Source organism: Marisediminitalea sp. (genome assembly GCF_984433645.1).
The window spans coordinates 5123-31263 of sequence record NZ_CFIDRX010000028.1 but is presented as its reverse complement, the minus strand read 5'-3'; the positions used below and the strand labels follow the sequence as shown (position 1 = coordinate 31263).

The following is a 26141-nucleotide window of genomic DNA, read 5'->3' as shown; positions in this document are numbered from 1 at the left end:
AACATGACCGCGCTTGCGTTACAGCAGCAGTTGCCACCTGACATCAATTTGACCCTGATTAGCAGTGCAAAATATGCCGATCTGGATTGTTTGTATGGCAGCACCAGCGCACCAGACATGTACGCGTTTAATCTGATGCTAAACGTATCTGAGCCTGACCTGTTGTTTAACACCAACAGTACATTCTGCTGGGGTAATTATTTTGACCGCTGGGCCATGACATCTTGCTCGTGGTTACAGGGCTTTCATTTACCGTTTCCCGCCATGCGCGGCGTCGGTTTACATCACTTTGTTACCCGCCATGGCGAAACCGAGCTGGCATCTTATCTGATCAATACACAGGCCGACAAAACCGGTAAGTTTGCCCACCCGCCTGAAGATAATCGCCATCCGCTTTCCAGAGCGGAATACGGCTATCAGTTCGATGTCAGCGAATTAAGCGCGCTATATGCAAGCAAACTCAGCAGCAAGGTAACGGTGATCAATGCGAGCATTGCCGACGTGATTACAAACCCAGCAGCAGATAGCACCGGAAATATAAATATTACCGGCTTGCAACTCGACAACTTGCAGCGAGTTGAAGCGGATTTATACATCGACTGCACCGGTCCTGATGCAATGGTGTATTCCGCGCTCGAACAAAATAACCAAGCCCCCAAAAGCCGGGTCGAAAATGCGCGAACCCTGTTTACTATTCACAGCACGCGGCAACGCGGAGAGGCACTGCCTACACACAGACACATTCGCGCAAATGAATTTGGCTGGCAAGCCGACACCTATCTGCGCAATAGCATTCAACGATTAACCGTGTGTACGCCTGAACAGAAATCACAGGCGATAGACGCTCACGGGGCACAGGCCAGTATTGCCATGGCGTTTAGCGCCGGGCACCGGCAACAAGCCTGGACAGGCAACTGCGTCGCTATCGGTCAGGCAGCCAGCGTGATAGAGCCACTTACACCTGCCCCACTGATGATGCTGATGCGCGATATTCAGCGCTTGCTGGAGCTCATTCCGGTAACCAACACGATGTCGGCAGAAGCAACCGAATATAACCGCCGTTTTATCGCCGATGTCGAACATACCGATTTATTCCAAGGTGCGCTGTTTGCGCTTGAACATCTGCCAGACTCCTTACCAGAGTATACCTATTGGCAACAGGCCACGCAGTTTGTGCAAAGTGAGAAACTTACCCGCAAGCTCACTCAATATCATCACCGGGGCATTCTGGTGAACTCCGATTTAGAGCCTTTTAATGAGCAGGACTGGTTAATTCTGCACAGTGGCATGCAGCGCCGCCCACAAACTTACGACATAGTGGCAGATCAGGTGCCGCCCGCCGAGATGGCGAATCAATTAAACGGCATGGGCAATGTGATTCAGCAGGTGGTAAGCCAAATGCCGCCTCACGCAATTTATTTGGAAAAGCTAATGGCTTATCTGTCTCAAAAGCGCAACCAATAAGAACGCAGTAAGGTCACGAAGAATAAAATGAAAGACACAATGCCAAATATACTAAAACAGATAACCATTGTTGGTGGCGGCTCCGCCGGTTGGATGACCGCCGCCGCGCTGTCTCGCATGCTGCCCACTGGCGACGTTAAGATTACCCTGGTGGAGTCTGAACAGATTGGCACCATTGGTGTGGGTGAAGCCACGATCCCCGATATGATCAACTTTAATAAATTGCTGGGCATCAGCGAGAGTGAATTTATTAAAGCCACCAACGGCACCTTTAAACTCGGTATTGAGTTTAACGACTGGGGTAAATTAGGCGACAGCTACTTCCACCCGTTTGGCGGACACGGCGTTGATATGAATGGCGTCGACTTTCATCAGTACTGGCTGCACACCCTGGCCGCCGGGAATACCTGTGATCTTGAAGACTACAGTATCTGTGCGGTCGCCGCGAAGCAGAACAAGTTTGTGCTGCCTGAGCAAAACCCCAACTCGGTGCTCTCGCATTTGCGCTATGCCTACCATTTTGATGCCACTGCTTATGCCGCGTATTTACGTAAATACGCGGAACAGCGTGGCGTAAAACGCATTGAAGGCAAAATTGCCAGCGTGCAGCAACACACAGACACCGGCAATATTGCGGGCCTGACACTGGAAGATGGCACCACCGTAGGCGGTGAGTTATTTTTCGATTGCTCCGGATTCCGATCTTTATTACTCGGCGACACACTGGGCGTGAAATTCCGAGACTGGAGCCACTGGCTGCCGTGTAACACGGCGCAAACCGTTGCCACAGAACAAACCGACAAAGTTCTCCCCTTCACGCGTTCAACCGCAAAAACCGCTGGCTGGCAATGGCGCATACCTACCCAGCAGCGCGTCGGTAATGGGCACATCTACTGTGACCGTTTTATGGGTCACGACCTGGCTCGTCAGATTCTGCTCGATGGACTCGACAGCAAGCCCATTTCAGAGGTGCGTACCATTCAGTTTAAAACAGGGTGTCAGGAAGCCTTCTGGGAGAAGAACTGCATTGGTATCGGCTTGTCGGCCGGTTTTCTGGAGCCGCTGGAATCTACCTCGTTGTTTCTAATCCAGCAGGGTATCAGCCGCTTTATTTCCCTGTACCCGGATGCCGGGCTACACCCTGTGATCCGCAACGAATACAACCGCTTAATGACCCGGGAATTCGAGCAGGTTCGCGACTTCATTATTCTGCATTACAAAGCCACCACCCGCGATGACAGCCCGTTCTGGCGCTATGTGCGAGATATGGAGATACCAGACTCGCTAACCCACAAAATGACGCTATTCCAGCAAGGCGGCCGCGTATTCAGAGACGATCATGAACTCTTTACCCGCTCCAGTTGGGTAGCGGTAATGGTTGGTCAGGGCATTTTCCCCAAAACCTTCGACCCGATTCTGGCTAATATCCCGGTGGCGGATATTCAGCGTAGTCTGAACTCCATGAAGCAGGCCATGGAACAATCTGTTGCGCGCCTTCCCGACCATGCAATGTTTATTGAAAAATACACCGCCATGCAACCAAACCCAACGTTTTCAATGGGAAGACAATAATGTCAGAGCACCGTATTAAAAAGATTGTCATTGTAGGCGGTGGTACTGCCGGATGGATGGCAGCCGCTGCCATGTCAAAGCTATTGCATGACGACAGCATTACTATTGAGCTTATCGAGTCAGAACAAATCGGCACGGTAGGCGTGGGCGAAGCAACCATTCCGCACATTCTGTACTTTAATCGGTTGCTGGGCATTAACGAAAACGACTTCGTTAAGTTCACCAACGGTACTTTTAAGCTGGGGATCGAATTTGTAGACTGGGGGCAAACCGGTGAGTCTTATATTCACCCATTTGGCCCTTACGGCATGGACATGGAAGGCATCCACTTTCATCACATGTGGCTCCGCCAGCAAAAAATGGGGCAGGCTAAACCCATCGATGAATTTAACCTGCAAATCCTGGCAGCCCAGGCCAATAAGTTTCAGCGCGCGCAGGTTGAACTGCAAGGTTCACCGCTGAGCACCATTGCCTACGCATTTCAATTCGATGCCATGCTGTACGCCAGGCACTTACGCGGCATAGCAGAAGCCAATGGTGTTGTGCGTACCGAGGGTAAAATCACCCGGGTAAATCAGCATCCGGAAAACGGCCATATTGCCAGTGTGGATACCGATAACGGCCATCACATTGAAGGGGATTTGTTTATCGACTGCTCGGGCTTCAAAGGCCTGCTCATCGAACAAACCTTAAATAGCGGCTACGAAGACTGGTCCCATTATTTGCCCTGCGACCGGGCCATTGCGGTAGCCAGCAACAAGCTCGACGAGTTGACCCCTTTCACCCGTGCTACGGCAAAATCAGCTGGCTGGCAATGGCGAATTCCGCTGCAGTCTCGCACCGGCAACGGTCACGTGTATTGTAGCAAGTTTATGGACGACGACACGGCATTACAAAGTCTGTACGCCGACCTGAACAGCGAACCGATTTCCGAGCCCAATTACCTGCGCTTTAAAGCCGGGATCCGCAAAAAGCCCTGGAACAAGAATGTGGTGTCGCTGGGCTTGGCATCTGGCTTTTTGGAGCCACTGGAATCCACATCGATACACTTAATTCAAACCGCCATTGCCCGGTTAATGACGAATTTTCCGGACAAGCTGTTTAATCAGCACGATATTGATTATTACAATGAACGTACCCGGCTTGAGTACGAGCAGGTACGTGACTTTTTGATTTTGCACTACAAAGCCACACGTCGAAACGACAGCCCATTCTGGCATTACTGCCGCACCATGGATATCCCAGAATCGCTGCAAAAACGCATCGAAATCTACAAACAAAATGCTCGCTTATACCGCCACGACAATGAGCTGTTTAACCACGTCAGTTGGTTTGCGGTCATGCACGGTCAGGGCATTCACCCTGAGCGCTATCACCCCATTGCCGATATGCTACCGGATGATGAGCTACACCGCCGTATGGAAGAAATTCATACGGTTACAGGCAAGTGTCTGCAGGTGATGCCTGGCCACGAGGATTTTATTGCGCAGCACTGCAAAGCCAGCTCGTCAGGTTAACCGATTTGTCCCGGCAAAAGCAGGAGATTGTACAAACCCGTTAATCGTCGCGATTAAGGGCTTCCAGTAATTCAATCTCGAAGTACAGATTACTGTTCGGAGGGATCTTTCCCACCTGTCTTTCGCCGTATGCCAGCTCTGCCGGTACCCACAACTTACGCGTTCCGCCAACCCGCATCCCCTGTAAGCCTTGAAACCACCCTTGAATCACCTTGTTTTTTGATAATACCGTTTGAAACGGACGGCCTTTTTCATAGGATGAATCAAACTCAGTGCCGTCATCCAATAACCCGCGATAATGCGCAGTGATCAACGCACCTTTCTTCACCTCACAGCCCTCGCCCACAACAACGTCTTCAATTCGGATTTGCTCAGTCATGCTTATTCTCATTTATTCAATATTGGGCGCATGGTAACGCAGGTTTTAAGCTTGGGGAATCTGGCCGAGTGAGATATCGTTAGCAATTCTGTCCCTATTAATTCAACGAGAATAATCATGACCCGTTCATTGAATTTTACTGATTTCTCATCATTAGCGAGCAGATATGACAAAGCACATTAATATAGCCAGGTTCACATTAGGTTTAATGTGGATTTATCAGGGGCTGGTACCAAAGTTATTCACAATAGCACCACTGGAGTGGCAACTATCATCCAGCATTGGGCTCTCTGCTGACGCTACATTTTGGTTTATTAAGCTTGCAGGCGCAGGTGAAGTCATCTTCGGCTTACTGCTCATCAAATACTACCAGTCAAAACCCCTGTTAATGCTGAATATCCTGGTGTTAGCTGGCTTACTTCTTGTCAGCGCGGTGTTGCAGCCTTCGTTGCTTGTTGAAGCATTTAATCCGGTTACAACCAATATTCCCTGCATCGCATTGGGCGTATATCTGTTTTCAATGGCAACGACAAAGGCGTCTTTACAGCAATAAACAAATAAAAAAGGCCAGTTACCTGGCCTTTTTACATGCACACTCTTTTTATATGAACACTAGGTTATAACCGTTAACACAATTAGTAGGTATAGCGAATACCAAACTTAAAGCGACGATCGTTCAGGAAGCTTGAGCGCATGTAACGCTGACCACTTTGGTCAATTTGCGCCTCGGAGCTGCTCTTCTCGTCGAAGATGTTTGCACCGTTGAAGCTTAGCTGAACGTTGTCAGTCACATCATAGCGGAGTGACACATCAACAAAACTCGTTGGTCTTTGGAACAGTGGATCACCCGTAATCCAGTCACGGTAGTTATTCAGGTAGTGTGAGCGGTAGTTGTACGCAATACGTACCTCAAACTTATCATCCTGATAAATACCAATCAGGTTTGCCGTGTGGCGTGATTGCCCAACCAGATCAGAACGCCCGAAACGCAGGTTATTGGCAAATGAGCCTTCATCCGGCTGACCGTCATCATCGGCATCCAAAAATGCTGGCGGCGGTGTGGCCGACGCATCGATATAGGTATAGTTAGCCTGCACACCTAAATTAGACCAAATACCCGGCAGGTCGTCGAAGAAGTCCTGATACGAGAACTCTATACCTCGAATTTCTGCATCAGCCTGGTTAACCGGCCCAACGTATTGATAGTTAACCGACTCGCCATCCAGCGTAATGGTATCCTGTACATCAACACCAAAGGTGATGATGTTTTTGAGATCCTTATTAAACACAGCCGCGCTGAAATATTCACCGTCTTCGAAGTACCATTCAAACGACAAGTCCCAATTTACCGCTTCTGTGGATTTCAGGTCAGGGTTACCACCGTTTACGTTAATTGAGCGCAGGAAGATATCTTCCGCTCCGCGCGCAATACCAAAGTTCGGATCATCCTCAGGCAGCGGGTCAAACTGCACAGTTGTGAATGCGCCAGACACCGTTTGCGCGGCTCTCAGATCCTGGATATTCGGACGCGTCACAGCTTTACTCACGCCAAAGCGCAGTAACATGTCGTCGTTTAAGTTCCACTTCACGTTCAATGAAGGCAGGAAATGATCGTCAGTTAAGTCAACTGTTCTGTCACTTGACGCCTGCTCCAAATACGCAACGGACTCCGGCAAGAAGTCAGCCGGATGGTCGCGATCTTCTGCGCTTTGTGGGTAATCAGGCAAGTCAACATCATCCGTGTCTTCCCAAACCTGATTGTATCTGAGCTCCCCATCAGACATCGATTGGGTGCGGGTATATCGCAGACCCACGTTACCTTCGATATCCATGCCATCACCCAACTGATGATAGAAATCCAATCGCACGTACAGGTTCAGTGTTTCTTCCGTAATATCGGAAATCTGATTTGGCTCATAAATTGGCGTATATTTGCCATCCTGGGTGCGTCTTTAAATGCCATTGGCCGAGTAAGGGTTCCAGGCACCATTCGCTAAGTCAGGCTCGTTCTGATAGAAATCGAAGAACTGGTGCGGATTGCGCAACAAGTTGGAATCCACAAAGACAAACGAAGTGTTGTCTCCACCCAACACGCCGCCGCGGTAGAAGTTAGACATATCCACCACTTCATGGGCAACGGTATCGAAGTTATTGTACATAGCCATACCGCCATTCCACGCTTGTGATGCGGCCTGCCAGTTCATACCTGCGTCGCGATTGACCTGCTCGCGTTCAGAATAGCGCGCCCCAAACTTCACAGATTCAAACCACGAGTCGCCTTCAAACTGGTAGGTTGCATCAGCACGTACTGCGGTTAACTCACCTTCACCATCCTGGAAGCCATCAGAGATAAACGGCATAAACGTAGAGCCGGCGTCCGCGGTACTGGTTGGGTACTGCCAGGCATTTTGGTTATTGCCCTCATCAAAAATGAAGTCACCAATCGCTAAGCGCGGATCATGCGAGAATTCCAGATAAGGGTTGTCGAGATCCGGGCGGTAAAACGCCTGCACAAAGGTATTCGAACCAACCCATAACTCACGACGTTTCGAGTCAGCGGTTGTATGGTGAGCGTCAACTTCGACCATCCAGTTGTCCGTTGGACGCATTTTCAGGTTAAAGCTTAAATCGTCGGTCATTGATTCTTGCTGAATACCCACTCCCAGGTTACTCAACTGCAAACCGTATGCGCCATACCAGGAGTCGCCTGAATCGGTCAGCATACCTTGTTCCATCAGGCCACCGGTAACCGGCACGGTTTCATCACAGAAACCCACCGGGCTTTCGTTGTTACCGTTACAGCGCGCAATGCCGTCTGAAGTAAATGGCTTAACAACCAGCTCGCTTAATTCAAACCGGTTCCAGCTGTTGGCATCGGTAAAGGATTCTGTCGTACGCTCAACAGAGTTGCTGTCATTTTCTACGCGGATATATTTTACGGTTAATTCGGTATCGTTGTCAGGGCTGCGCCACTGACCAGCCACATAAAAACTGTCTCGTGTTCTGTCTACCTGGTTGGTACGTAGCTGGAAACCCTGAGGCACAGCAACGACAGAGCCTGCTTCAGGAATATAATCCCCGGTAAACGCATCCTGAGGAATGTTGTCACGCGGGTTTGGTGCAGCGGTTTGGAAACCATGAATTTCAGAAGCCAGATCAGACGTTGAGAATGATCCCAACAAGCCGAACTCACCTTTAGAGTTCTTCCATCTGTCACCCGCGACAACGCTGAATGAAGGGCTCCACTCTTCGCGTAAGTCGGTGTAGGTGGTATCTGCACTAAAAATCAGAATCCGACCTTCACGGTCGAACGGTTCCAGTGTTCTTAAGTTAATTGAACCACCGATACCGCCTTCAATCAGGTCTGCAGACTGGTTTTTATAAACATCAACGCCGCCAATCAGCTCTGGCGGGATAGCAGACCAATCCAGTGCACGACCACCATTTGCACTGAATGCATCGCGGCCGTTAAATTCAGAGCGGACAAAACCCAAACCACGGATCAGGTTTCCTGAGCCTTCTGGTGAAGGGAAATCGTCGGCCCCAGCGGTAAATCGCGTAACCGTGATACCCGGTATACGCGCTAGTGCTTCTGCAACCGACAAATCCGGCAGTACGTTTGCATCTGTTGCAGTAATTGAATCAACGAAGGTTTTTGACGAGCGTTTCAGGTCAGCGGCAGTTTCTAATGCACCTCTGATACCCTTAACTTCAATGACCTCCGTTTCGTATTGTTCAGTCTCTTCCTCTTGTGTTGCAGGCGCTTCCTGAGCGTATGCCTGTTGTGTGAATCCCACAATTGCCATGGCAATTAAACTTTTCTTAAACTTTCCATCCGAACTTTTTTGTTGAGTGTGTTTCTTATCCATTTTCATCTCCATACACGCACCCGAGCTGAACTTGTTGTTATTTTATTCCGTGCAATTCACTTCAATGTAAGCGCTTTCAGAACCGTGCTAAAAAAAAGCGCTAAACGCTCACAACTCCGAAGCAAATATTTATGCATAAAACTGATAAAACAATGTAACATTTTTTATACATTTTTTTACCATATTATTTTCAAGGTTATTTTTCAAGCAAATTTTATTTTAATAAAAGCCAGTATTTTTGTTTGATTGAATTACGCTAACTGACTGATACAAAGATAAAGAATCACTTAATTGAGCTTTATCTTCCCATCCACAGCTTTTTGCAAGAAATCAGAAATCCGCACAATCTCTTCGCGGGCATCACAGTTGTAGCAGCGTTTTAAAATACTGTTGATTGCCTCTAAATGGCCTTCAGCACCCGATTTGTCCTGTCGTAACAGCTTCATTAGGGCCAGGCGATAATGGGCATCGTATTGAATCTGGCTTAAAGCAACAGCGCGCTCAAAACTCGCTTCCGCGTCTTCTGCCCGACCAAGCTGCAACTGAGACATCCCAGCCATGTAGATTTGAAAAGCGCGATTTTCACAGGTGTTTTCTCGCACTTTGTCTTCGGCTTTTTGGGTTTTAGCGGCAATTGCATTCATTGAGGAATTTCCTTCCACTCTGGCTGCGTTTGAGTCAGTCATGGAGCTTCCGGTGTTAACACCTCCCCCATTAACTTCCTGGCTGATTTGAGACTCTCTTACCCCTTCAATAAACGCCTGGCGATTGCGTTCTACTCTGAGTGCACAACGTTCATTTTCCTTAAACTTAATTTCTGCCAATTCAAAATTACCGGCATTAAAAGCCTGCATAGCTGCATCGCCGGCTCTGGCTGTGACAGTGATATTTTCAATGTCTTCATCGTTATTATTGGTTTGAGGATCGTCCTGAACAGCAGCAAATAGCGGCCCGCTACATAGCGTACCGACTGCCATTAAGCCGATTAAATAATGACGTGTTTTTACCCTTTGACTTCGCATTCTGTGGTCCCTCGACTAGATTAACTGAATGACATTGAACGGCATGCCAGTAACTTTCCACCGCCATTAATAACAATTAATTAACTTTTCGCCAACAGTAAAATAGGGAATAAATGAAAAAGGACTTGCCGAGGCAAGCCCTTTTCCAGAAGGACACGGTTAACTTCGCAGCCTAAAATACGCCAATACATTACTCACACGAAGCAAAGCTTCACGGCCATGCCGGTGAGAATCAACGCAATGGCACTATCGAAAACCCGCCAGCGAAACGGTGAACTGAGTAAGGTTTTCAATTTTGGCGAAAACGCTGTCAAAGCACCAAACCACATTACGGAAGCAGTACAAGCTCCCACTGCAAACAAAGCCGGGTTAGTTTGCTGAGCGCCGATAGAACCAAGTAACACAACGGTATCCAAATATACGTGTGGATTAAGCAAGCTGATTGCCAGCGCAGCCATTACTGTTCTCCACCAATGCTGAGGCTTTACCTGCTCAGTACGCAAACCCGATTTACTTTTTATGGCCCGGTAACCCGCCTGCCATGCCAGATACAGCAACATAGCCACGCCGCCGCCGGTTAGCCAGGGCAGCAGAAAAGGAGCAACTTCGGTCAGTCGGTTCGCCGCAAACACGCCAATGACAATTAACGCGGCATCGCACAGCATGCAGGTTAATGCGATGGCGAGTCGATTTGCCCCCGCCATACATTGGCTCAGCACCCACACATTTTGTGCGCCAATTGCCACGATTAAACTCAACCCCAACAACACACCCGCTATAAAAGACATGACCACCTCCGTCGTAATTTGGTTTGCATTTTACGTATCAGGTGTTATTAATCTAATGAATAATATTTCTTATACATGCATAAAACTCATGATTGATTACGCACAACTGCACGCCCTGTCCGCGGTGATTAACGAAGGTGGATTTGAACGTGCAGCCCGCAAGCTGTTTATTACCCAATCTGCGGTAAGCCGGCGTATTCAGCAGCTAGAGTCGCAGTTGGGCGAGCCGGTATTACTCAGACAACAGCCGCCTAAACCCACTGCCACTGGCACTCGCTTGCTGAATCACCTGCAACAGGTACTGCAACTGGAGTACGGCCTGGGTATCAACGCATTGCAATTCGATAGCGATCCACAAAAACCACTGATTGTTCGGCTTGCAGCTAACTCAGACTCCATTGCCACCTGGTTGCCTGAAGCACTGGTAACAGCCAACAATGAAATCAATGCACGCTTACAATTTGAGATCGTGCTGCAGGACCAAACGGTTGTACTGAATCGTATGAAATCCGGTGAAGTTATGGTGTGTATAGCCTCTACCGCAGAGCCGGTAAACGGTGGGTTAGTGAGTTATTTAGGCGCGTTGCGATATCGCGCGGTTGCCAGCCCGGCGTTTGTAGCAGCTCATGGCATTCAGTCGGTAGCAGATTTGGCAGACGCCCCGTGTTTAGTGTTCGATGAGCACGACAAGCTTCAGCATGAATTTTTAACCGATATCGTTAAAGCCACACCAAAACGCATACACCTGTGCCCGTCTTCGGAGGGATTCAGGCAGTCAGTAGTAGCAGGGTTAGGTTACGGATTGTTGCCAGAGCTACAAATCGGCGAGGGCATAGCACGTGGGGAGATGCTGGATTTAGCGCCTCACTACACTCTCGACACGCCGCTTTACTGGCATTACTGGCAAACCGAGAGCCCGTTATTAGCGAGCTTACGAGCCCATGCCCTGAACGTGGCGAAACGTCGGTTAATTCAGCCAGGTATCTCGTAATTTCAGCCGTTTACTTTGGGAATTTGCTCATTCAGCTTTTGTAGCATAACAATGAGTTGCTCTCGCTCATCCACGGACAACACATCAAGTAATCTCGCTTCTCTGGCGAGCGCAACATCTAAAATAGCGTCGTGTTTTTCTCGCCCGGCAGCCGATAGATTGATCAAAATTTGGCGGGCGTCTTTGTCGCTTTTTTCTAACGTGATCAACGCTGCGCTATCCAGGCTTTTGATGGCGCGGCTCACTGCCGCTTTGTCCAGTCCGATAACCTTACACACCCGATTAGCGGTAATTGCAGGCTCTACCGCCAGTAACGCCATAACCCGCCATTCGACCACACCCACACCAAATTCACTGCGATAGTGCTGAGACGCACCGCTGGATAATTTATTGGCCAAATACGTAATCAAGGCGGGAACATAACGTTCTAAGTCCAGCTGTTTGTTTTTATTTCGGTTTTGTTCAGACATGAAGGGTATTGGAAAACTAAAAAACTCATCTTAACGGCAATTCGGGCTATTGAGTAGCGCCAATATAGTTGACATATCAACTATATTGGCATTTAATATTTGTTAATGATTAGTTAAACCAAGAAGCCTTTATGCTCGATGTTAATCTTCAGGCCATAACGCCGTTATCCGAATCGGTGCTCAAGCTTACCTTCACAGATCCGGCAAACCAGCCTTTGCCGGCCTTTGAAGCAGGCGCCCATATTGATGTTCGTGTAAATGATGCCATTACGCGCCAGTATTCCCTGTGTAGTTCTCCGTCTGAGCGCTATGCGTATAGTGTTGCCGTGCTTCGCGACCCGAATTCTCGCGGTGGCTCTGCGGCAATCCACGCTTCTTTTCAGCCTGGTCAGCGTGTTCAAATCTCCGCGCCCAGAAACCTGTTTGCCCTGAACCCGGAAGATGCAAAAACCGTGTTGGTAGCTGGCGGCATCGGTATTACCCCCATTATGTCGATGGCACATACTTTGGCAGAACAAGGCAAGGAATTTACCTTGCTGTATGTCAACAAGCCCGGCCAGCGCGTTGCGTTTTACACTGAACTACAACATGGTTTTTTTGCTGATCGCGTACGGATACTTCAGCCAGACAACCGCGAACAAGTCAAAGCGTGGTTGGCACATAACATCGGTGAATATGCCGCGCTAAGCGGGTTATATACCTGTGGCCCAAACAGCTTTATGGAGATAGTTTTTTCCATCGCCAATGAACTTAACTGGCCGGCAAACGCATTGCATCAGGAGCGCTTCGGCCTGGAGCAAGCGGATACCGATGGAGACAAGCCCTTTGAGCTGATCCTAAAACGCGCTGGTGTCAGCATACCGGTAAAAGCAGACCAAACCGCACTTGAAGCACTGGATGACGCCGGTATAGAGGTCGATGCCAGCTGTGAACAGGGCGTATGTGGCACCTGTTTACTGAACGTCCTGGATGGTGAAGTTGACCACCGCGATGGCTATCTCACCGAACAGGAAAAGTCGCAACACAATCAGTTTACCCCCTGCTGTTCACGTGCTGTTTCGGCATCGCTGACACTGGATTTATAACCCTACACCCGAGATATAACCCATGACCGTACAACAATTTTCCCCAACTGAAGCGTCGCCAACCCCGACAAAAAGCACAGCAGGCACACGCCACAACTTCCCTCTGGATATGTGGTATGTTGCCGCGTTAAGCAGTGAATTGACCGACAAGCCACTGGGACGAGCGCTGCTGAATGAGCCCGTAGTGCTATTTCGCACTGCTGACGGAGCGGTAAACGCGTTAGAAGACCGCTGTTGTCACCGGTTTCTGCCCTTGTCTGCAGGTACATTGGAAGACAACGGCGTACGCTGTGGTTACCATGGTTTGTTGTTTAACGGCGACGGTAAAGTCATCGAAATCCCAGGACAGGAAAAAGTCCCTTCGCGAGCAAAAGTACAGCGCTATGTCGTTAAAGAACAAGACGCACTGATTTGGATCTGGTTTGGCAACGAGGTAAATAGCGAACCCACCTGTGAACCACCACACTACCCGGTTCACAATAATCCCGCTTATCATTACAGCGGTGATGTATTCCACTACAACGCGCCCTATCAGTTAGTCCATGATAATTTATTGGATCTGAGCCATTTAGGTTACGTGCACCTTAAAACCATTGGTGGTAATGCCAGTATTCACATGAATGCGCAAATGGATGTCACTCAGGATGGCAACAGCGTGAAAGTCGTGCGGCATATGCTGAATTCAACGCCACCACCGACATACAGTGCCGCTTACCCGTTCAGTGGCAAGATAGACCGCTGGCAGGAAATCGTATTTCACCCCTCACATCTGGAAATCTGGACAGGCGCGGTGGAACAAGGCAGCGAACCGGTTGATTCACCGGACCGTGGCGGCTTTCACATGCGCGGTTTTCACGGGCTAACGCCTGAAACCGACGAAAGCTGCTTTTACCTGTGGACCATGGCCAGCAATCCTACTCAAAACGTGGAAGACACCATGAAAAAGGTGTTCGACCAAACGGCCTTTACCTTCGACGAAGACAAAGTAGTGATTGAAGCCCAGTACGAAAATATGAAGCGCTTTAACGGCAAGAAGATGATTGATATTCACGTGGATGTGGGCGCAAACCGGGCCCGCCGTATTATTGAATCATTGAAACAGGCGTAAATATCATAAACCCATAAACAAACAGCCCGTTCCGGGCTGTTTGTTTCATTTAATGCTCACTTATTTTTCATAAGTCGCAATGGCCTGCTTCACCATGGCCGCATACTGCGGATCTGCTTGTTCGTACTGAGCCAGCATGCGTTGCTGCACATCGTCGGTACACTGGTGTAGCCCGGCTGCGATATTGTGAACCAACTGTCCTTTCTGACACGGGCTCATCAGCCTGAACAAATCACCTGCCTGTGAGAAGTTGTCGTCATCACGGTTGTCGTGAATACCCAACCAAGCGTCCTGTTCAAGCGGCATGGGTGGCTCGGCCACGTCCGGCACTTCTGCGGGGGCACCCTGTTCAGCACGGTCATTCGGATAGAAGTTAGCCCCGCTTCCTGCAACCGCCGGATTGATACCTGCAAACGCGCCATCACGCTGGTAGTGATGTACCGGACAACGCGGCGCATTCACCGGAATTTGGTTATAGTTCGCGCCCATGCGGTAACGCTGGGCATCCTGGTAAGCAATTAACCGGGCTTGTAACATACGGTCTGGCGATGCGCCTATTCCCGGTACCAAATTGCTCGGCGCAAATGCTGCCTGTTCGTTTTCCGCAAAGAAATTATCCACGTTACGATTCAGTTCAAGCTGGCCAATTTCAATCAGCGGGAAGTCGCTGTGTGGCCACACTTTGGTAACGTCAAACGGGTTAATGTAGTAATCCTGCGCCTGTGCTTCGGTCATGATTTGCACCTTCACCGTCCAGCTCGGGAAGTCACCCTTATCGATGCTTTCCACCAGATCCTGCTGCGCACCGAAGGCGGGCTTAGTGGCCGCTTCTTCGTTGGTCAGAGTTTGAATGCCCTGGTTGGTTTTAAAGTGCCATTTAACCCAGTAACGTTCGCCGTTATCGTTCCAGAAGCTCAATGTGTGTGAGCTATAGCCGTTAACGTGGCGATACGAAGCTGGAATGCCGCGGTCCGACATCAGAATAGTGGCCTGATGCAGCGACTGTGGGTTGTTCGCCCAAAACTCATACACGGCCTGTGGATCCGGCAGGTTGGTACGCGGGTTTTTCTTTTGCGAATGAATGAAGTCAGGGAATTTAATGCCATCACGCAGGAAGAACACCGGCGTGTTGTTGCCCACCATGTCCCAGTTACCTTGCTGGGTATAAAACTTCACAGCAAAACCTCTGGGATCACGGGCGTAGTCGCTGGAGTCCTGACCACCGCCGACGGTAGAAAAGCGCAGAAATACCGGTGTTTTCTGACCTTCGGTTTGCAGGAAATCAGCAATAGTGTAAGCACTCAGACTTTTAGTTAGCGTGAAAGTACCGTAAGCGGCGCTCCCGCGAGCATGCACTACACGCTCGGGAATACGTTCACGGTTAAAGTGAGCCAACTTTTCAAACAGGTAATGATTGTCGAACGTTACCGGGCCACGGGCACCGGCAGTGCGGCTTTGATTGTCGTGCGCAACTGGCGCACCTGAACTGGTAGTTAATGGGCAACGTTTTGTCATGATACTTCCTCCAATTGGTTTTATAAATTAAAAACCATTTATTTGATGGAAGTATCCTAACAACAATCACTAATTAGCTATATCGATATATATCAATCATGCTAATCAGTTTTTGAAATCACTCTATATCGACCAACCGCACGTCGACAATCATCACTGCATTCGGCCCGATTGCGCCGCTGTTACCCCGTTTACCCCAAGCCAGTTCCGGCGGGATCACGAACTCATAGCGCGCGCCTACTGACATCATCGGCAAGGCTTCCTGAAGCCCTTCAATGGCTTCGCTAATAGCAAAGTCTTCGGGTAAGCCCTTCTTGTAGGTGTCGTCTATGACCGTACCGTCGCCCAGCATGATGCGCTGATGCACCTTAACCCGATGATGCGGACCAGGCTGTTCACCTTGCGCATCGTCAATAATGCGGTAAATCAGCCCCGATGCGGTTTCGGTGGTATCGGGGCGTTGACGGTATTTAGCTAGCACATCCTGGGTCAGATTGCGGTTACTTCCCCGGGAGCCTTTTGCTTGTTTCTTTTGTTTTGCCATTACTATTAAATTTGCTTATTTTAGTTTGGATCTTTCAGCAAGCGTATCCCATAAATCCCACCAGCAACAGAGCCAGAGGCTGCACTAAAGCGCAGTGTAAGCACGTTTGCCTTGCGCATATCCGGACTTAACGGGTAATCCACCGTGTAAAAATCCGTCTCAGGCTCACCAACCGGTAGCGATACATCTGCTAATAACTCGTTGTTCAGTGAAATCGAGAACTGTCTGCCTACGTCACCTTTGAAGTACGTGATCCGCAATACGCCAGCCTCAAGGGCTTTATTGCTTAAGCGGTATTCAAAGAAACCAGTGGCGTCGCGCCAGTGCATGCCGTTATTCACCCCGGCACGTGTTTGCTCGCCGCGGAAGTCATGCTCAACTTCTGGCTGTTGCTCTCCAGGCGTAATGGCATCTACTGTCATGGCTTTTAGTGCGGCCAGTTCAGCCGCTTTTGCATTAGCACTTTTTACGTAATCATCGAACGCCGTTTCCGGCATTTGCGGCCAATACACCTGATAACGGGCATCGTGCAAACGGAAGAAGGGAATAAGGCGCGTAACGGCATTTTCGTCAACCGGGTTCGCAATAGCCACATTACCACTGGCCACAAAAGACAGCGACGTAGGATCGGGGCGTTGGAGCTGTTGCAAGAACGCATCGGGCTCACCCAGCATAATAGGCAACGCTTCAGGCGGGCATACTGGTCCAGCGGCAATGTGACCCATGCGGCTGTCGTCTGCTACAAAGTTCAGCGTTTCATTTTCAAATGCGGTAACAGGCGTCGCCATAACGACGGGCCCATACATTACAGAATAGTAGTCCTGACCATCCGGTAACTGCTCAGTAGTAAGTGTTGGGCTTAATTTGAAGGTTACTGTGTCACCCGTGTTCCAGTCTCGCGTTACTTGCCAGTAACCGTTCGTGAACGCAGCATTAACAGGTTGGCCATTAACACTAATCGCGATCTCGCCTTGTGACCAGCCGGGTTGACGCAGGTTCAGCGTAAATGGCGTGTCATCGCGTTCGGTATTCACCGTTAAAATCACCGCGTTATTGTCTGGGAAGGCGGTTCGCTGAGTAACGGTAACGCCGGTTTCCTGCCAGTGTAATGAGGCCGGCATAAACAGGTTTACCCATAATGCTCCATCTGAGTGAGTAAACGCTAACTCTCCATACTTACTATGGTTTTCAATACCTGAGCCGACACAACACCACATTGAATCATGCACCGAGGAATACATGCGGTAGTGGCCAGGACGCATAGACGTAAAGTAAACCAGACCACCGTGCTGCGGGTGCTGGCTGGATAGAATGTGGTTGTAAGTGGCGCGCTCATAAAAGTCCAGATAACGGGACTCGCCCGTGCGAAGAAACAGCATTTTGCTGAGCTTCATCATGTTATAGGTGTTACAGGTTTCCGGCCCTTCAATGTCTTCCACCATAGGGGTGAAATCGTTGTCATCGTGGAAGTGCTCGCGCACACTGTTGCCACCCATACTCACGCTGCGATGCTGACTCACGGTATCCCAGAAGAACGTCGCCGCTTTTTCCCAGGCGGCGTCATCGTTCAGCTCTGCAACACGCAGGGCACCAATGATTTTCGGAATTTGAGTGTTAGCGTGCAAACCGGTCAGTTGATCCTGACCTGCAATTAACGGTTGAATGATTTTCTGATGAGTAAACTGCTGGCCCAGTTTCAGATAACGCGGGTCGTTGAAAATAGCGGCCATATCGGCAAACACTTCATTGAGTCCGCCGTGCTCTGAGTACAGCATCTGCTGAAATTGCTCATCGGTAAGATTAGCCGTGGTGTCGAGTATCCATTCACCCAGTGAGCTTAGCATGGCCTTAGCCAACGGCTGATGCGCTACTTCGTAAGCGTCGCGCAATCCGTGAAAAATCTTGTCGATATTGTATAGCGGTACCCAACGGTCGTTCAGACTGAACAAATCCGCTTTGATTTCGCCGGCTTTAATTTGCGCCCACATAGCCTGACTGTTTGGAATACCGCCAAGATACCCGCCCGTCGCTTGCTGAGCGCGGTGCAGTTCATTAAGCATATATTGCAAACGCTGTAACAAGGCTTCATCACCTGTTGAGGCATACGCCAGACTCAATGCACTTAAATAGTGACCGCCGATATGGCCGTCTAGTCCTGAGTTTTCCCAGTTGCCGTAGGAATCTTCTTTCGGTGTCAGGCCTGCCTCACGTAAATAGGGCGCAAGCAACCGGTCTGGCTCCATGGCGAGCAAGTAGCTGACATTAGTGTGCATTGCATGGGCAAAAGGCCCATCGGTAATGCGTACCTGAGACAAGTCAAATAATTTGCCAACTGGCATAGTATAGAGGGCAGCAGCTGAGCTTGCCTGCTCAGCAGAGATTTGCGCCTGAGGATTAGCGCTATCAGCGCTACATGCCGACAATGTCGGCAGCAGAGCGCTGGCGCAAAACGCCAGACACCATTTTTTAAAGACAGGATTCATCATAGCGTTTTGCTTATTGTTGTGTGTTTATGGCTGGCCGGGCTTTCCGAAAATCGGCATGCCGTTCTCGTCCCACTTCAGGTGTTTCACAAATGTGTGACGGTCTGGGTTCCACAGTGGATCGCCTTCAATTTCAGTGTACTGACGGCAGTGATACACCAGCACGTCATTGCCATCCTGATCAACGGTGAAGCTGTTATGGCCCGGACCGAACATTTCTTTAGGCTCGTTTGTCAGGAACACAGGCTCCTGCGACTTAGTCCAGCTGGCAGGGTCCATGAGATCGCTGTCCAGGTCGGCGTACAACAAACCCATGGCGTAGTTTTCGTCGGTGGCGCTGGCGGAATAGGTCATGAAGATCTTGCCGTTACGCTTGATAACGTTTGGCCCTTCGTTCACCCAAAAACCAATGATTTCCCATGGCAACTCAGGCACAGTTAATCGTGCGATATCACCGGTAATTTTGGTTGGGGTTTCCATCTTCGCCAGATACAGATTTGAGTTGCCGCGAATACCCGGCTCTTTCTGCGCCCAGCAATAATACAAGTCGTCGTTGTGATAGAAGGTGGTGGCGTCTAGACAGAAGGTATCCCATGGCGTTTCAATTTGACCACAGAATTCCCATTCGCCGTCTACCGGGTTGGCGTCGTCACACTTGATGGCGTACATCCGGTGCTGGAACAGATCATCCTTGATTTCACGGCTCGGGGCGGCGGCGAAATACACATACCACGCGCCTTCGTTGAAATGGATCTCGGGTGCCCAGATAAGCTCACTGTAGGGGCCGGTGTCGGGCTTAGTCCAAACCATACGCGTCGGCGCTTGCGCCAGGCCTTCGATTGTTTCTGCACGGCGTAACTCAATTCCATCGTAGGCAGGGACTGACGCAGTAAAGTAATAAAAACCATCAGTGTGCTTGAAAATAAACGGGTCAGCGCGTTGAGGGATCAACGGCTCATTGGTATTCATCATGACTGAACTCCACGTGTCATGTTAGAGGTAGAAGGCACGGTGTCGCTTGCGGTTGATTCCGCCTTAGCCGTTGCTGCACGGTTGTCTGCAACCACTTTGGCAAGCTTTGCATATTCGTCGTCGGTGATCACATAGCGATTCATCAGCCAGCCCACCAGATAATGGAAGAAGCCTGAAATCACTGTTAGCATCAGCACAATACCGGTAAGCGTGAATTCGCTTTGCTCTGTGCCCGGCGTGTATTCGAAATACGCCAGCAGCCAGCCAACCAAGGCTCCAGCCACACCCATTCCGGCTTTTTGACAGAATGAGATACCACCGAATGCCAGACCGGCCACGCGCTTACCTTCTTTGCTTTCACCATAGTCAACCACTTCTGCAATGGCAGACCAGAAAATAGGGGCGTGTAAATCCACTACAAAGCTGATGAGGAAGAACAGTACAAATGCCAACACCACATCTTGCGGGCCAACCGCGAAATACATGATCACAGATAGCAGACCGACTGCCATCTGACTAAAGCGGAACAGTTTTACCTTGCAGTAACGTTTCGTGATCCACGTTGAGGCAATCATGGCGAGAATGGCCGCGCCCACGCCAGTCGATAAGAACAATGACTGCATGCCCGAGTCGCCCCCCAGGTAATATTTAGCGTAATACAAGGCTACCGAACCGCGTACAACATAACCAATGGTTCCCAGTACACACACGCCACACAAGATTAGCCATTGGTCGTTCTTGAACAATAACGAGAGCTGCTCTTTCAGCGGCTTTTCTTCAACTTCGTGCTCAAGTCGCTCGGTGGTGGCAAAGAAGCAGAACAGGAACATCACTACAGCCAGCGCAGCCATTAGGCCCATAGCCGCCTGATAGCCGGCCGCCCGGTCGCCGTTCCACATGTCCGCGCCCGCCATCCAGGGCACAATAATAGTTACCAGAAATGCCGCGACTTTAGCGAAGAACAAGCGATAACCGTTTGCCGATAGCTTTTCTTTCGGATCAGCGGTCATCACACCAATCAAAGAAATATAAGGAATGGTCACCGCGGTAAACATCAGCGTGACAAAAATATAGGTTGAGTACGCCCAGACAAGCTTGGCGTTGTAGTCGACGTCTGGCGTGCTGAATGTCAGGAACACGGAAATACCAAACGGTACCGACAAAAACAGGAAGTAAGGACGATATCTACCCCATCGGCTGGTGTAGCGGTCGGTCACCATACCCATGAGAGGGTCACTGATGGCATCGAGGATGCGGACCAACAAAAACATTAAAGCCATGTCAGATGGCTTTAGTCCGAATATATCTGTGTAAAAGAAGGTGATGATCAGCATCATCGAGGAAATCACCACATTGACGGCCATATCCCCGGCGCCAAACCCTACTTTTTCTAACCGTGTTAACTTCTGCGAAACCATACCGCGCTTCCGACTGAATACCTGCCCAGGCAAGTAATTATGAATGGATACCGAGCCTGTACATTAGCCCTGTGTTAACGACATTTGCAAACCAAATGTTAATAGCAAATATACTATTATCATACTTTTAAAATAACAAGTATTTTGTCGCAAATACTCGTCTGGCCGCTGATTTTTAAAACACTTTTAAATAGAAAAAGCCCGGCAAGCCGGGCTGTCTTTCACGATTTATTCACACTGAATTACATGCTGTAGCGCATACCCAGTGCAAAGGTTCTGCTGATAATAGCACTACCAAAGTTATTGGTGGTTGGGTATTGGTAATAACTCTGATATACCTCATCAGTCAGGTTCGTTGCGTCAAACGTCAGCATCAGGTTTTCGCTCACGTCGTAACTCATTTGGAAGTTCAGACTCTGCTCTGGGCGACGATACACGCCCAACGGGTTAGCAAAAATCGCTGCTTCGTAGTTATTCAGGAAGTCATCACGCCATACATAAGACAAACGCATGTCGAAATCTTCTTTTTCGTACACAGCAACCACACTATAAGACTTGTCAGAAACTGCAAACATGCTGCGAGACAGTACGCGAGACACGAAAATGTCGCCGTTTTCATCTACGTCAAATTCCGGGATATCCTGCTCTGAATCAAGTAACGTGTAGCTAGCTTGTACACCCAGGCCATCCAGCACGTCAGGCAAGTCTTCCGGGAAGTAAACCAGACCTAATTCCCAACCGTTCAGCTTACCGTCAGACGCGTTACCCGGCTGAGTAATAACATAACCCGTTGGCTCTTCGTCTTCAGGCCCTTGCAGCGTTACTTTGCGCTTGGAGTCAAAAACGAAACCTTCGATATCACGTTGGAACCAGGCTGCATAAACTGAACTCTGTGGCGAGAAATACCACTCAACCGAGATATCCAGGTTGGTTGATTCAACCGGGCCCAGATCCGGGTTACCCTGACCGGCCGTTTTCAGCTCAAGTCCTGTCAGGTTAGAACCGTAAGAAATCGTCGGGTTAAGAGCAGCGAAATCCGGACGACGCACAGTTTCGGTATACGCAAAGCGAGTAATAATGTCGTCAGCCAGGTGATAACGCACAACAAAACTTGGCAATACTGAAGTGCTTGAGCCTTCGCCCTCTGATACAAGGTCGCCATCGTAGAAAGTCATTTCGCGGTCGGCTCTTTCTACACGTACACCAAACTGGCCGTCAAGAATCTTACCGCCGACTTCCATAGCGAAGTCTGCTTCTACATAGGCTTCTTTAGACACTTCTTCAATTTCAAAATTAATGCCTGGGGCCTGGTCGGTTACATCGTCATAGCCGTGTAATGCACGAATTTCCTGACGATTCTGTGCGATGTATTTAGCGTTCACCGCTGCCCAGGTACCCGGGAAGTTTGCACGGCCGTCAAAGAAGTCGCTGTTTATGTAAGTGAAGCCATCATCAAACTCTGTCAACGACATTGCAACATTACCACCAGCACCCAGGTAATCGTAATCTTCCGCGGTGCGCTTGTCGTAGCGCAAACCATATTTCAGCTTCTCAATTGGGCCCAGATTAACAAACTGCTCAGTATCCACTTTAAAGGTCAGTGCATCACCTTCCCCACGGTATGAGTTGTCAAACAGCCCATCCGTTTGCCATAGCGCACGGTTAGTCAGATCTGACTCGTCAATGGCCGTATCCGGATTATCAATCACTTCCAGTGAAGGAATGCCACCGCCTGCGTTAAAGTCAAAGTTCAGAGTCCCCGTCAGGTGCTGAGGTACACCACGCATGGCGAAGAACATATTTGAGTATTCACTGGTTTGGTAAATCAGTTCAGATTTAACCTGAATGTCATCAGTTAAATACCAGCTTCCACCCAATGCATAAAGGAAACCGTCTGTTTTTCCGGTGAAGTAGTCGCCACTGGTAAAGTTATTTCCAATGTTTTGCGAATCCATTGCTGAGCCAGCTTTTACGATGTTAGTTCCGCCAAACAAATAAAGTGGGGTGCTTGGATCCAGCAAGTACGTGTGTTCAACGTTCTTGAAGAACATGGTGGTTTGGTCGTCTGTGCGGAAGCCATTGTAAAATGCTTCAAACAAGTACTCAGACCAATCATTGGGTGCCCATTGCAATGACACACTCACAGCCGGACGCTCGCGATCACCGTACTTGTCGATACCAAAGATAGCATCACGGGAAAGGTAATATTCTGCGTCTACACCGTTAATATCCAGTGTTGAACCCGCGGCGAAGGGCAGGCCTTCTTCCAGACCTGGCGTCCAGAACTCAGAAGAGATACGGGTCAGCATATCGTAACCCTCAGGTGGGTTCTTCGTGAAATAAGGTAGCATTGCACCCGCGGTAATACTCTGGTCGCGGAAACGCGTTCTGGCATAAGCCACGTTAACCAACGCACCGACTTCACCGAAGTCAGTTTCCCAACGGTCACTCATTAACAGACTCACGTTCGGATCGTAGTAATCAGCCTGTTCTTGTTCAATCGCACGTGCAGCCAGCACCACCTTGGAGTCTTCAAAGTCAAACGGACGCTGTGTTTTTACGTCGATTTGACCAGCCAGACCGCTACCCAACTGAGACGCTGAGCGGGTTTTATATACGTTTGCACTTTGCAGTAATGCAGCAGGAATATCAGCCAGTGCGATGGAGCGACCTGTAGACGTAAAAATATTCCGCCCGTTTACCGTGGTTGTTACGTCGGTCAAACCGCGAATTGATACCGTATTTACCTCACCAGACGCACGGTCAGTTACCTGTACACCCGTAACACGCTGAAGCGCTTCTACTACGTTATTGTCTGGGAATTTACCGATGTCTTCAGCCACAATAGCGTCAACAATTTGCATGTTCTGACGCTTAATATTAATAGCCTTATTTAAACTGGCGCGAATACCAGATACCTCAATGACCTCAACTTCTTGTGAGGCATCTTCCTGGGTGGTATCTGCTTCCTGAGCCTGCAGCATAGTACTGCTTAGTGCCAGTACAACTGCGGTTGCTAAATGTGTTCTCTTAAACATACGGTAAACCTCCATTACTGGGAGCGGTTAATACTCCAGGCAGTAACCTAGTAAGTGCGTTAACTGCAAAATAAAAAGATTGTTATTTTTCGTAACCGAACGATAAATTATCGGTAGATATTATTGTATGATTTAATCAGTGTCAACAAAGTCTGTTAAAACTATTAACAATTCTTAACAAATCCACTTAACACAGCTTATAGTTTAACAAAAATTGAATTTATAATTGACAAATATACATTAAAAACAGTTATTTATGTGTTTTATTTATATTTTACAGCATATTATATTTAACAACAGATTTACATAGTCCCATGTAGGTGATATGTTATATTGATAATACAATATTACTTTGATGAGGTTTAACCATGAAATGGAACAAAGTGTTGTTAGCCGTAAGTATTTCTGCCGCATTGGGCGGATGCGGAGACGGAACACAACAAAAAGTTGAAGGTATTGTACAGGCACCTGATAACACGGCGCCTGTTAGTATAGCTGACCCTGTATTCCCAACAGAAGTAACTTTTACTGATGCAGGCGTACACGACCCTTCTGTTATTCGTCTTGATGACGGTACTTTTTACGTTTTCGGTTCACACATGGCTTATGCCAGTTCCACCGACCTGGTCAACTGGACTCAGTTAAACCCCGCAGCAGCAGACAATGCTGCCGCAGCGGCTGACACACCGCTCTTTAATACCTACGGCTCAGAAGTCGCTGAGGGTATTGACTGGGTAGGCGGTTGGGTTGGCTCATGGGCCTCAGATGTTATTCAGCTGGCAGACGGCCGCTACTACTTTTATTACAACCACTGCGCATTACCAGAAAATGGTGAGTGTGTATCCCGTTCTTATTTAGGCGTCGCGGTATCAGATGATGTTGAAGGCCCATATGAAGATTTAGGTCTGATTGTTACCAGTGGTCATGTAGGTGATGAAAACCCGGGTATCAACGGCGAAAACTACGATGGCAATATTCATCCGAATGCTATCGACCCGGACGTATTCTTTGATAAAGAAGGCCGCCTGTGGATGGTTTACGGCTCTTATTCCGGTGGTATCTGGATTATGGAAATGGACCCTCAAACCGGTAAAGCATTACCTGATCAGGGTTACGGCACTAAGTTGATGGGCGGTTTCTACAGCGCCATCGAAGGGCCAAATATGCTGTACAGCCCGGAGTCTGATTACTACTACCTGTTTACCTCGTTTGGTGGCTTCAATAACGCTGATGGTTACAACATGCGTATCGCACGCTCGCGTAATCCGGACGGTCCGTTTGAAGACATCAAGGGTCAGGATATGATCGGTGCCGCAGGCGCATGGTCAGCTATCGAAGGTTACGGTAACAAGATCATGGGTGGTCACCTGTACGATGTAAACCCAGGTGAAGCAGGTTCAGACCACGGCTATATGTCACCTGGCCACAACTCGGTGTACTTCGACGAATCAACCGGCCAGTATTTTGTGATTTTCCATACCCGCTTCCCGGGCACAGGCGAAATCCATAACGTCCGTGTTCACGAAATGTTTGTCAACGAAGATGGTTGGATGGTTGTAGCGCCTCATCGTTATGTACCTGTCCAGGAAGGTGACAATATCGCCGACGAAACTGACCTGTTCGGCACATTCAAAGTCATTAACCACGAAACCGACATTGCACGCGAAGCCAAAATTTCCAGCTATATGACGTTGGAAGATTACAACGTCATTAGCGGTGACTTCAGCGGTAAATGGTACTATGAAGCAGACAACACTGTTCGCTTGTACATCGACGGATTGGGCATCTATAAAGGTGTTTCTTCCTGGCAGTACAACGATAATATGGGTCAGTTTGTTCCAACCTTTACTGCGGTAGGTGAAGATGGCTCTTCATTGTGGGGCAGCAAAACCTCGACTACAGATGA

Annotated in this window: 19 protein-coding genes and 1 pseudogene; 8 read left to right on the top strand and 12 right to left on the bottom strand. The window is 49.0% G+C overall.

Features of this window, described 5'->3' with window-relative positions; translation table 11 throughout:
- The 3 genes from AC4MRN_RS05905 to AC4MRN_RS05895 form a co-directional block, all read left to right on the top strand.
- Positions 1–1464: tryptophan 7-halogenase (locus tag AC4MRN_RS05905; RefSeq protein WP_491202750.1), on the top strand; the 1464-nt coding region annotated here is incomplete at its 5' end.
- Positions 1465–1503: 39 nt separating this feature from the next.
- Positions 1504–3036 carry a tryptophan halogenase family protein gene (locus tag AC4MRN_RS05900; protein WP_491202749.1) on the top strand — a complete coding sequence of 511 codons (1533 nt, stop codon included), beginning with the start codon at positions 1504–1506 and terminating at the stop codon, positions 3034–3036.
- On the top strand, positions 3036–4553 hold the full coding sequence (locus AC4MRN_RS05895) for a tryptophan halogenase family protein (protein WP_491202748.1): 1518 nt from the start codon (positions 3036–3038) through the stop codon (positions 4551–4553). Before AC4MRN_RS05900 ends, AC4MRN_RS05895 begins: the two co-directional genes overlap by 1 nt.
- 40 nt (positions 4554–4593) lie before the next feature.
- On the opposite strand, the gene AC4MRN_RS05890 is transcribed toward AC4MRN_RS05895, so the two are convergent.
- Entirely contained in the window at positions 4594–4932 is a 339-nt protein-coding gene (locus AC4MRN_RS05890; protein WP_370242550.1) for an FKBP-type peptidyl-prolyl cis-trans isomerase, read from the bottom strand.
- A gap of 166 nt (positions 4933–5098) precedes the next feature.
- On the opposite strand from AC4MRN_RS05890, the gene AC4MRN_RS05885 reads away from it, so the two are divergent.
- A complete protein-coding gene (locus tag AC4MRN_RS05885) occupies positions 5099–5485 on the top strand; it encodes a DoxX-like family protein (protein WP_490402527.1) in 387 nt (128 codons plus the stop codon).
- Between the two features lie 82 nt (positions 5486–5567).
- Here AC4MRN_RS05885 and AC4MRN_RS05880 read toward each other — a convergent pair.
- The 4 genes and pseudogenes from AC4MRN_RS05880 to AC4MRN_RS05865 all read right to left on the bottom strand — a co-directional run.
- A pseudogene (locus AC4MRN_RS05880) lies at positions 5568–6857 on the bottom strand (TonB-dependent receptor); the annotation flags it as partial.
- A 27-nt stretch (positions 6858–6884) separates the two neighbouring features.
- On the bottom strand, positions 6885–8801 hold the full coding sequence (locus tag AC4MRN_RS05875) for a TonB-dependent receptor plug domain-containing protein (protein WP_491202747.1): 1917 nt from the start codon (positions 8799–8801) through the stop codon (positions 6885–6887).
- Between the two features lie 287 nt (positions 8802–9088).
- Positions 9089–9823, bottom strand: coding sequence for a tetratricopeptide repeat protein (locus tag AC4MRN_RS05870; RefSeq protein ID WP_073317171.1), 735 nt, complete (start codon positions 9821–9823; stop codon positions 9089–9091).
- A 194-nt stretch (positions 9824–10017) separates the two neighbouring features.
- Positions 10018–10611, bottom strand: a complete 594-nt coding sequence (locus AC4MRN_RS05865; protein WP_073317174.1) for a LysE/ArgO family amino acid transporter — start codon at positions 10609–10611, stop codon at positions 10018–10020.
- 55 nt (positions 10612–10666) lie between these two features.
- Here AC4MRN_RS05865 and AC4MRN_RS05860 point away from each other — a divergent pair, with 55 nt between their 5' ends.
- Positions 10667–11602, top strand: coding sequence for a LysR family transcriptional regulator ArgP (locus AC4MRN_RS05860; RefSeq protein WP_491202746.1), 936 nt, complete (start codon positions 10667–10669; stop codon positions 11600–11602).
- A 2-nt stretch (positions 11603–11604) separates the two neighbouring features.
- Here the strand turns inward: AC4MRN_RS05860 and AC4MRN_RS05855 are convergent, their stop codons facing one another.
- Entirely contained in the window at positions 11605–12072 is a 468-nt protein-coding gene (locus AC4MRN_RS05855; protein ID WP_370242555.1) for a MarR family winged helix-turn-helix transcriptional regulator, read from the bottom strand.
- A gap of 131 nt (positions 12073–12203) precedes the next feature.
- Here AC4MRN_RS05855 and AC4MRN_RS05850 point away from each other — a divergent pair, with 131 nt between their 5' ends.
- Together AC4MRN_RS05850 and AC4MRN_RS05845 are read left to right on the top strand one after the other, a co-directional pair.
- Complete coding sequence (locus AC4MRN_RS05850; protein ID WP_491202745.1) at positions 12204–13157, top strand: PDR/VanB family oxidoreductase; 954 nt, start codon at positions 12204–12206, stop codon at positions 13155–13157.
- Positions 13158–13179: 22 nt separating this feature from the next.
- On the top strand, positions 13180–14265 hold the full coding sequence (locus AC4MRN_RS05845; protein ID WP_491202744.1) for a Rieske 2Fe-2S domain-containing protein: 1086 nt from the start codon (positions 13180–13182) through the stop codon (positions 14263–14265).
- A gap of 60 nt (positions 14266–14325) precedes the next feature.
- On the opposite strand, the gene AC4MRN_RS05840 is transcribed toward AC4MRN_RS05845, so the two are convergent.
- The 6 genes from AC4MRN_RS05840 to AC4MRN_RS05815 form a co-directional block, all read right to left on the bottom strand.
- Entirely contained in the window at positions 14326–15780 is a 1455-nt protein-coding gene (locus AC4MRN_RS05840; protein ID WP_490402009.1) for a catalase, read from the bottom strand.
- A gap of 118 nt (positions 15781–15898) precedes the next feature.
- A complete protein-coding gene (locus AC4MRN_RS05835; protein WP_155016203.1) occupies positions 15899–16324 on the bottom strand; it encodes an FKBP-type peptidyl-prolyl cis-trans isomerase in 426 nt (141 codons plus the stop codon).
- A 20-nt stretch (positions 16325–16344) separates the two neighbouring features.
- Positions 16345–18810, bottom strand: coding sequence for a beta-L-arabinofuranosidase domain-containing protein (locus AC4MRN_RS05830; RefSeq protein WP_491202743.1), 2466 nt, complete (start codon positions 18808–18810; stop codon positions 16345–16347).
- Between the two features lie 24 nt (positions 18811–18834).
- Positions 18835–19776, bottom strand: coding sequence for a glycoside hydrolase family 43 protein (locus tag AC4MRN_RS05825; RefSeq protein ID WP_491202751.1), 942 nt, complete (start codon positions 19774–19776; stop codon positions 18835–18837).
- Positions 19776–21197, bottom strand: coding sequence for an MFS transporter (locus AC4MRN_RS05820; protein WP_073317198.1), 1422 nt, complete (start codon positions 21195–21197; stop codon positions 19776–19778). The genes AC4MRN_RS05825 and AC4MRN_RS05820 overlap by 1 nt, the downstream gene beginning before the upstream one ends.
- Before the next feature lie 242 nt (positions 21198–21439).
- Positions 21440–24235 (bottom strand): TonB-dependent receptor, encoded by a 2796-nt coding sequence (locus AC4MRN_RS05815; RefSeq protein ID WP_490402007.1) that lies wholly within the window; start codon positions 24233–24235, stop codon positions 21440–21442.
- A gap of 368 nt (positions 24236–24603) precedes the next feature.
- Between AC4MRN_RS05815 and AC4MRN_RS05810 the strand changes: the two genes are divergently transcribed.
- Positions 24604–26141 (top strand): glycoside hydrolase family 43 protein (locus AC4MRN_RS05810; protein WP_491202742.1); only part of this gene is annotated, 1538 nt, incomplete at its 3' end.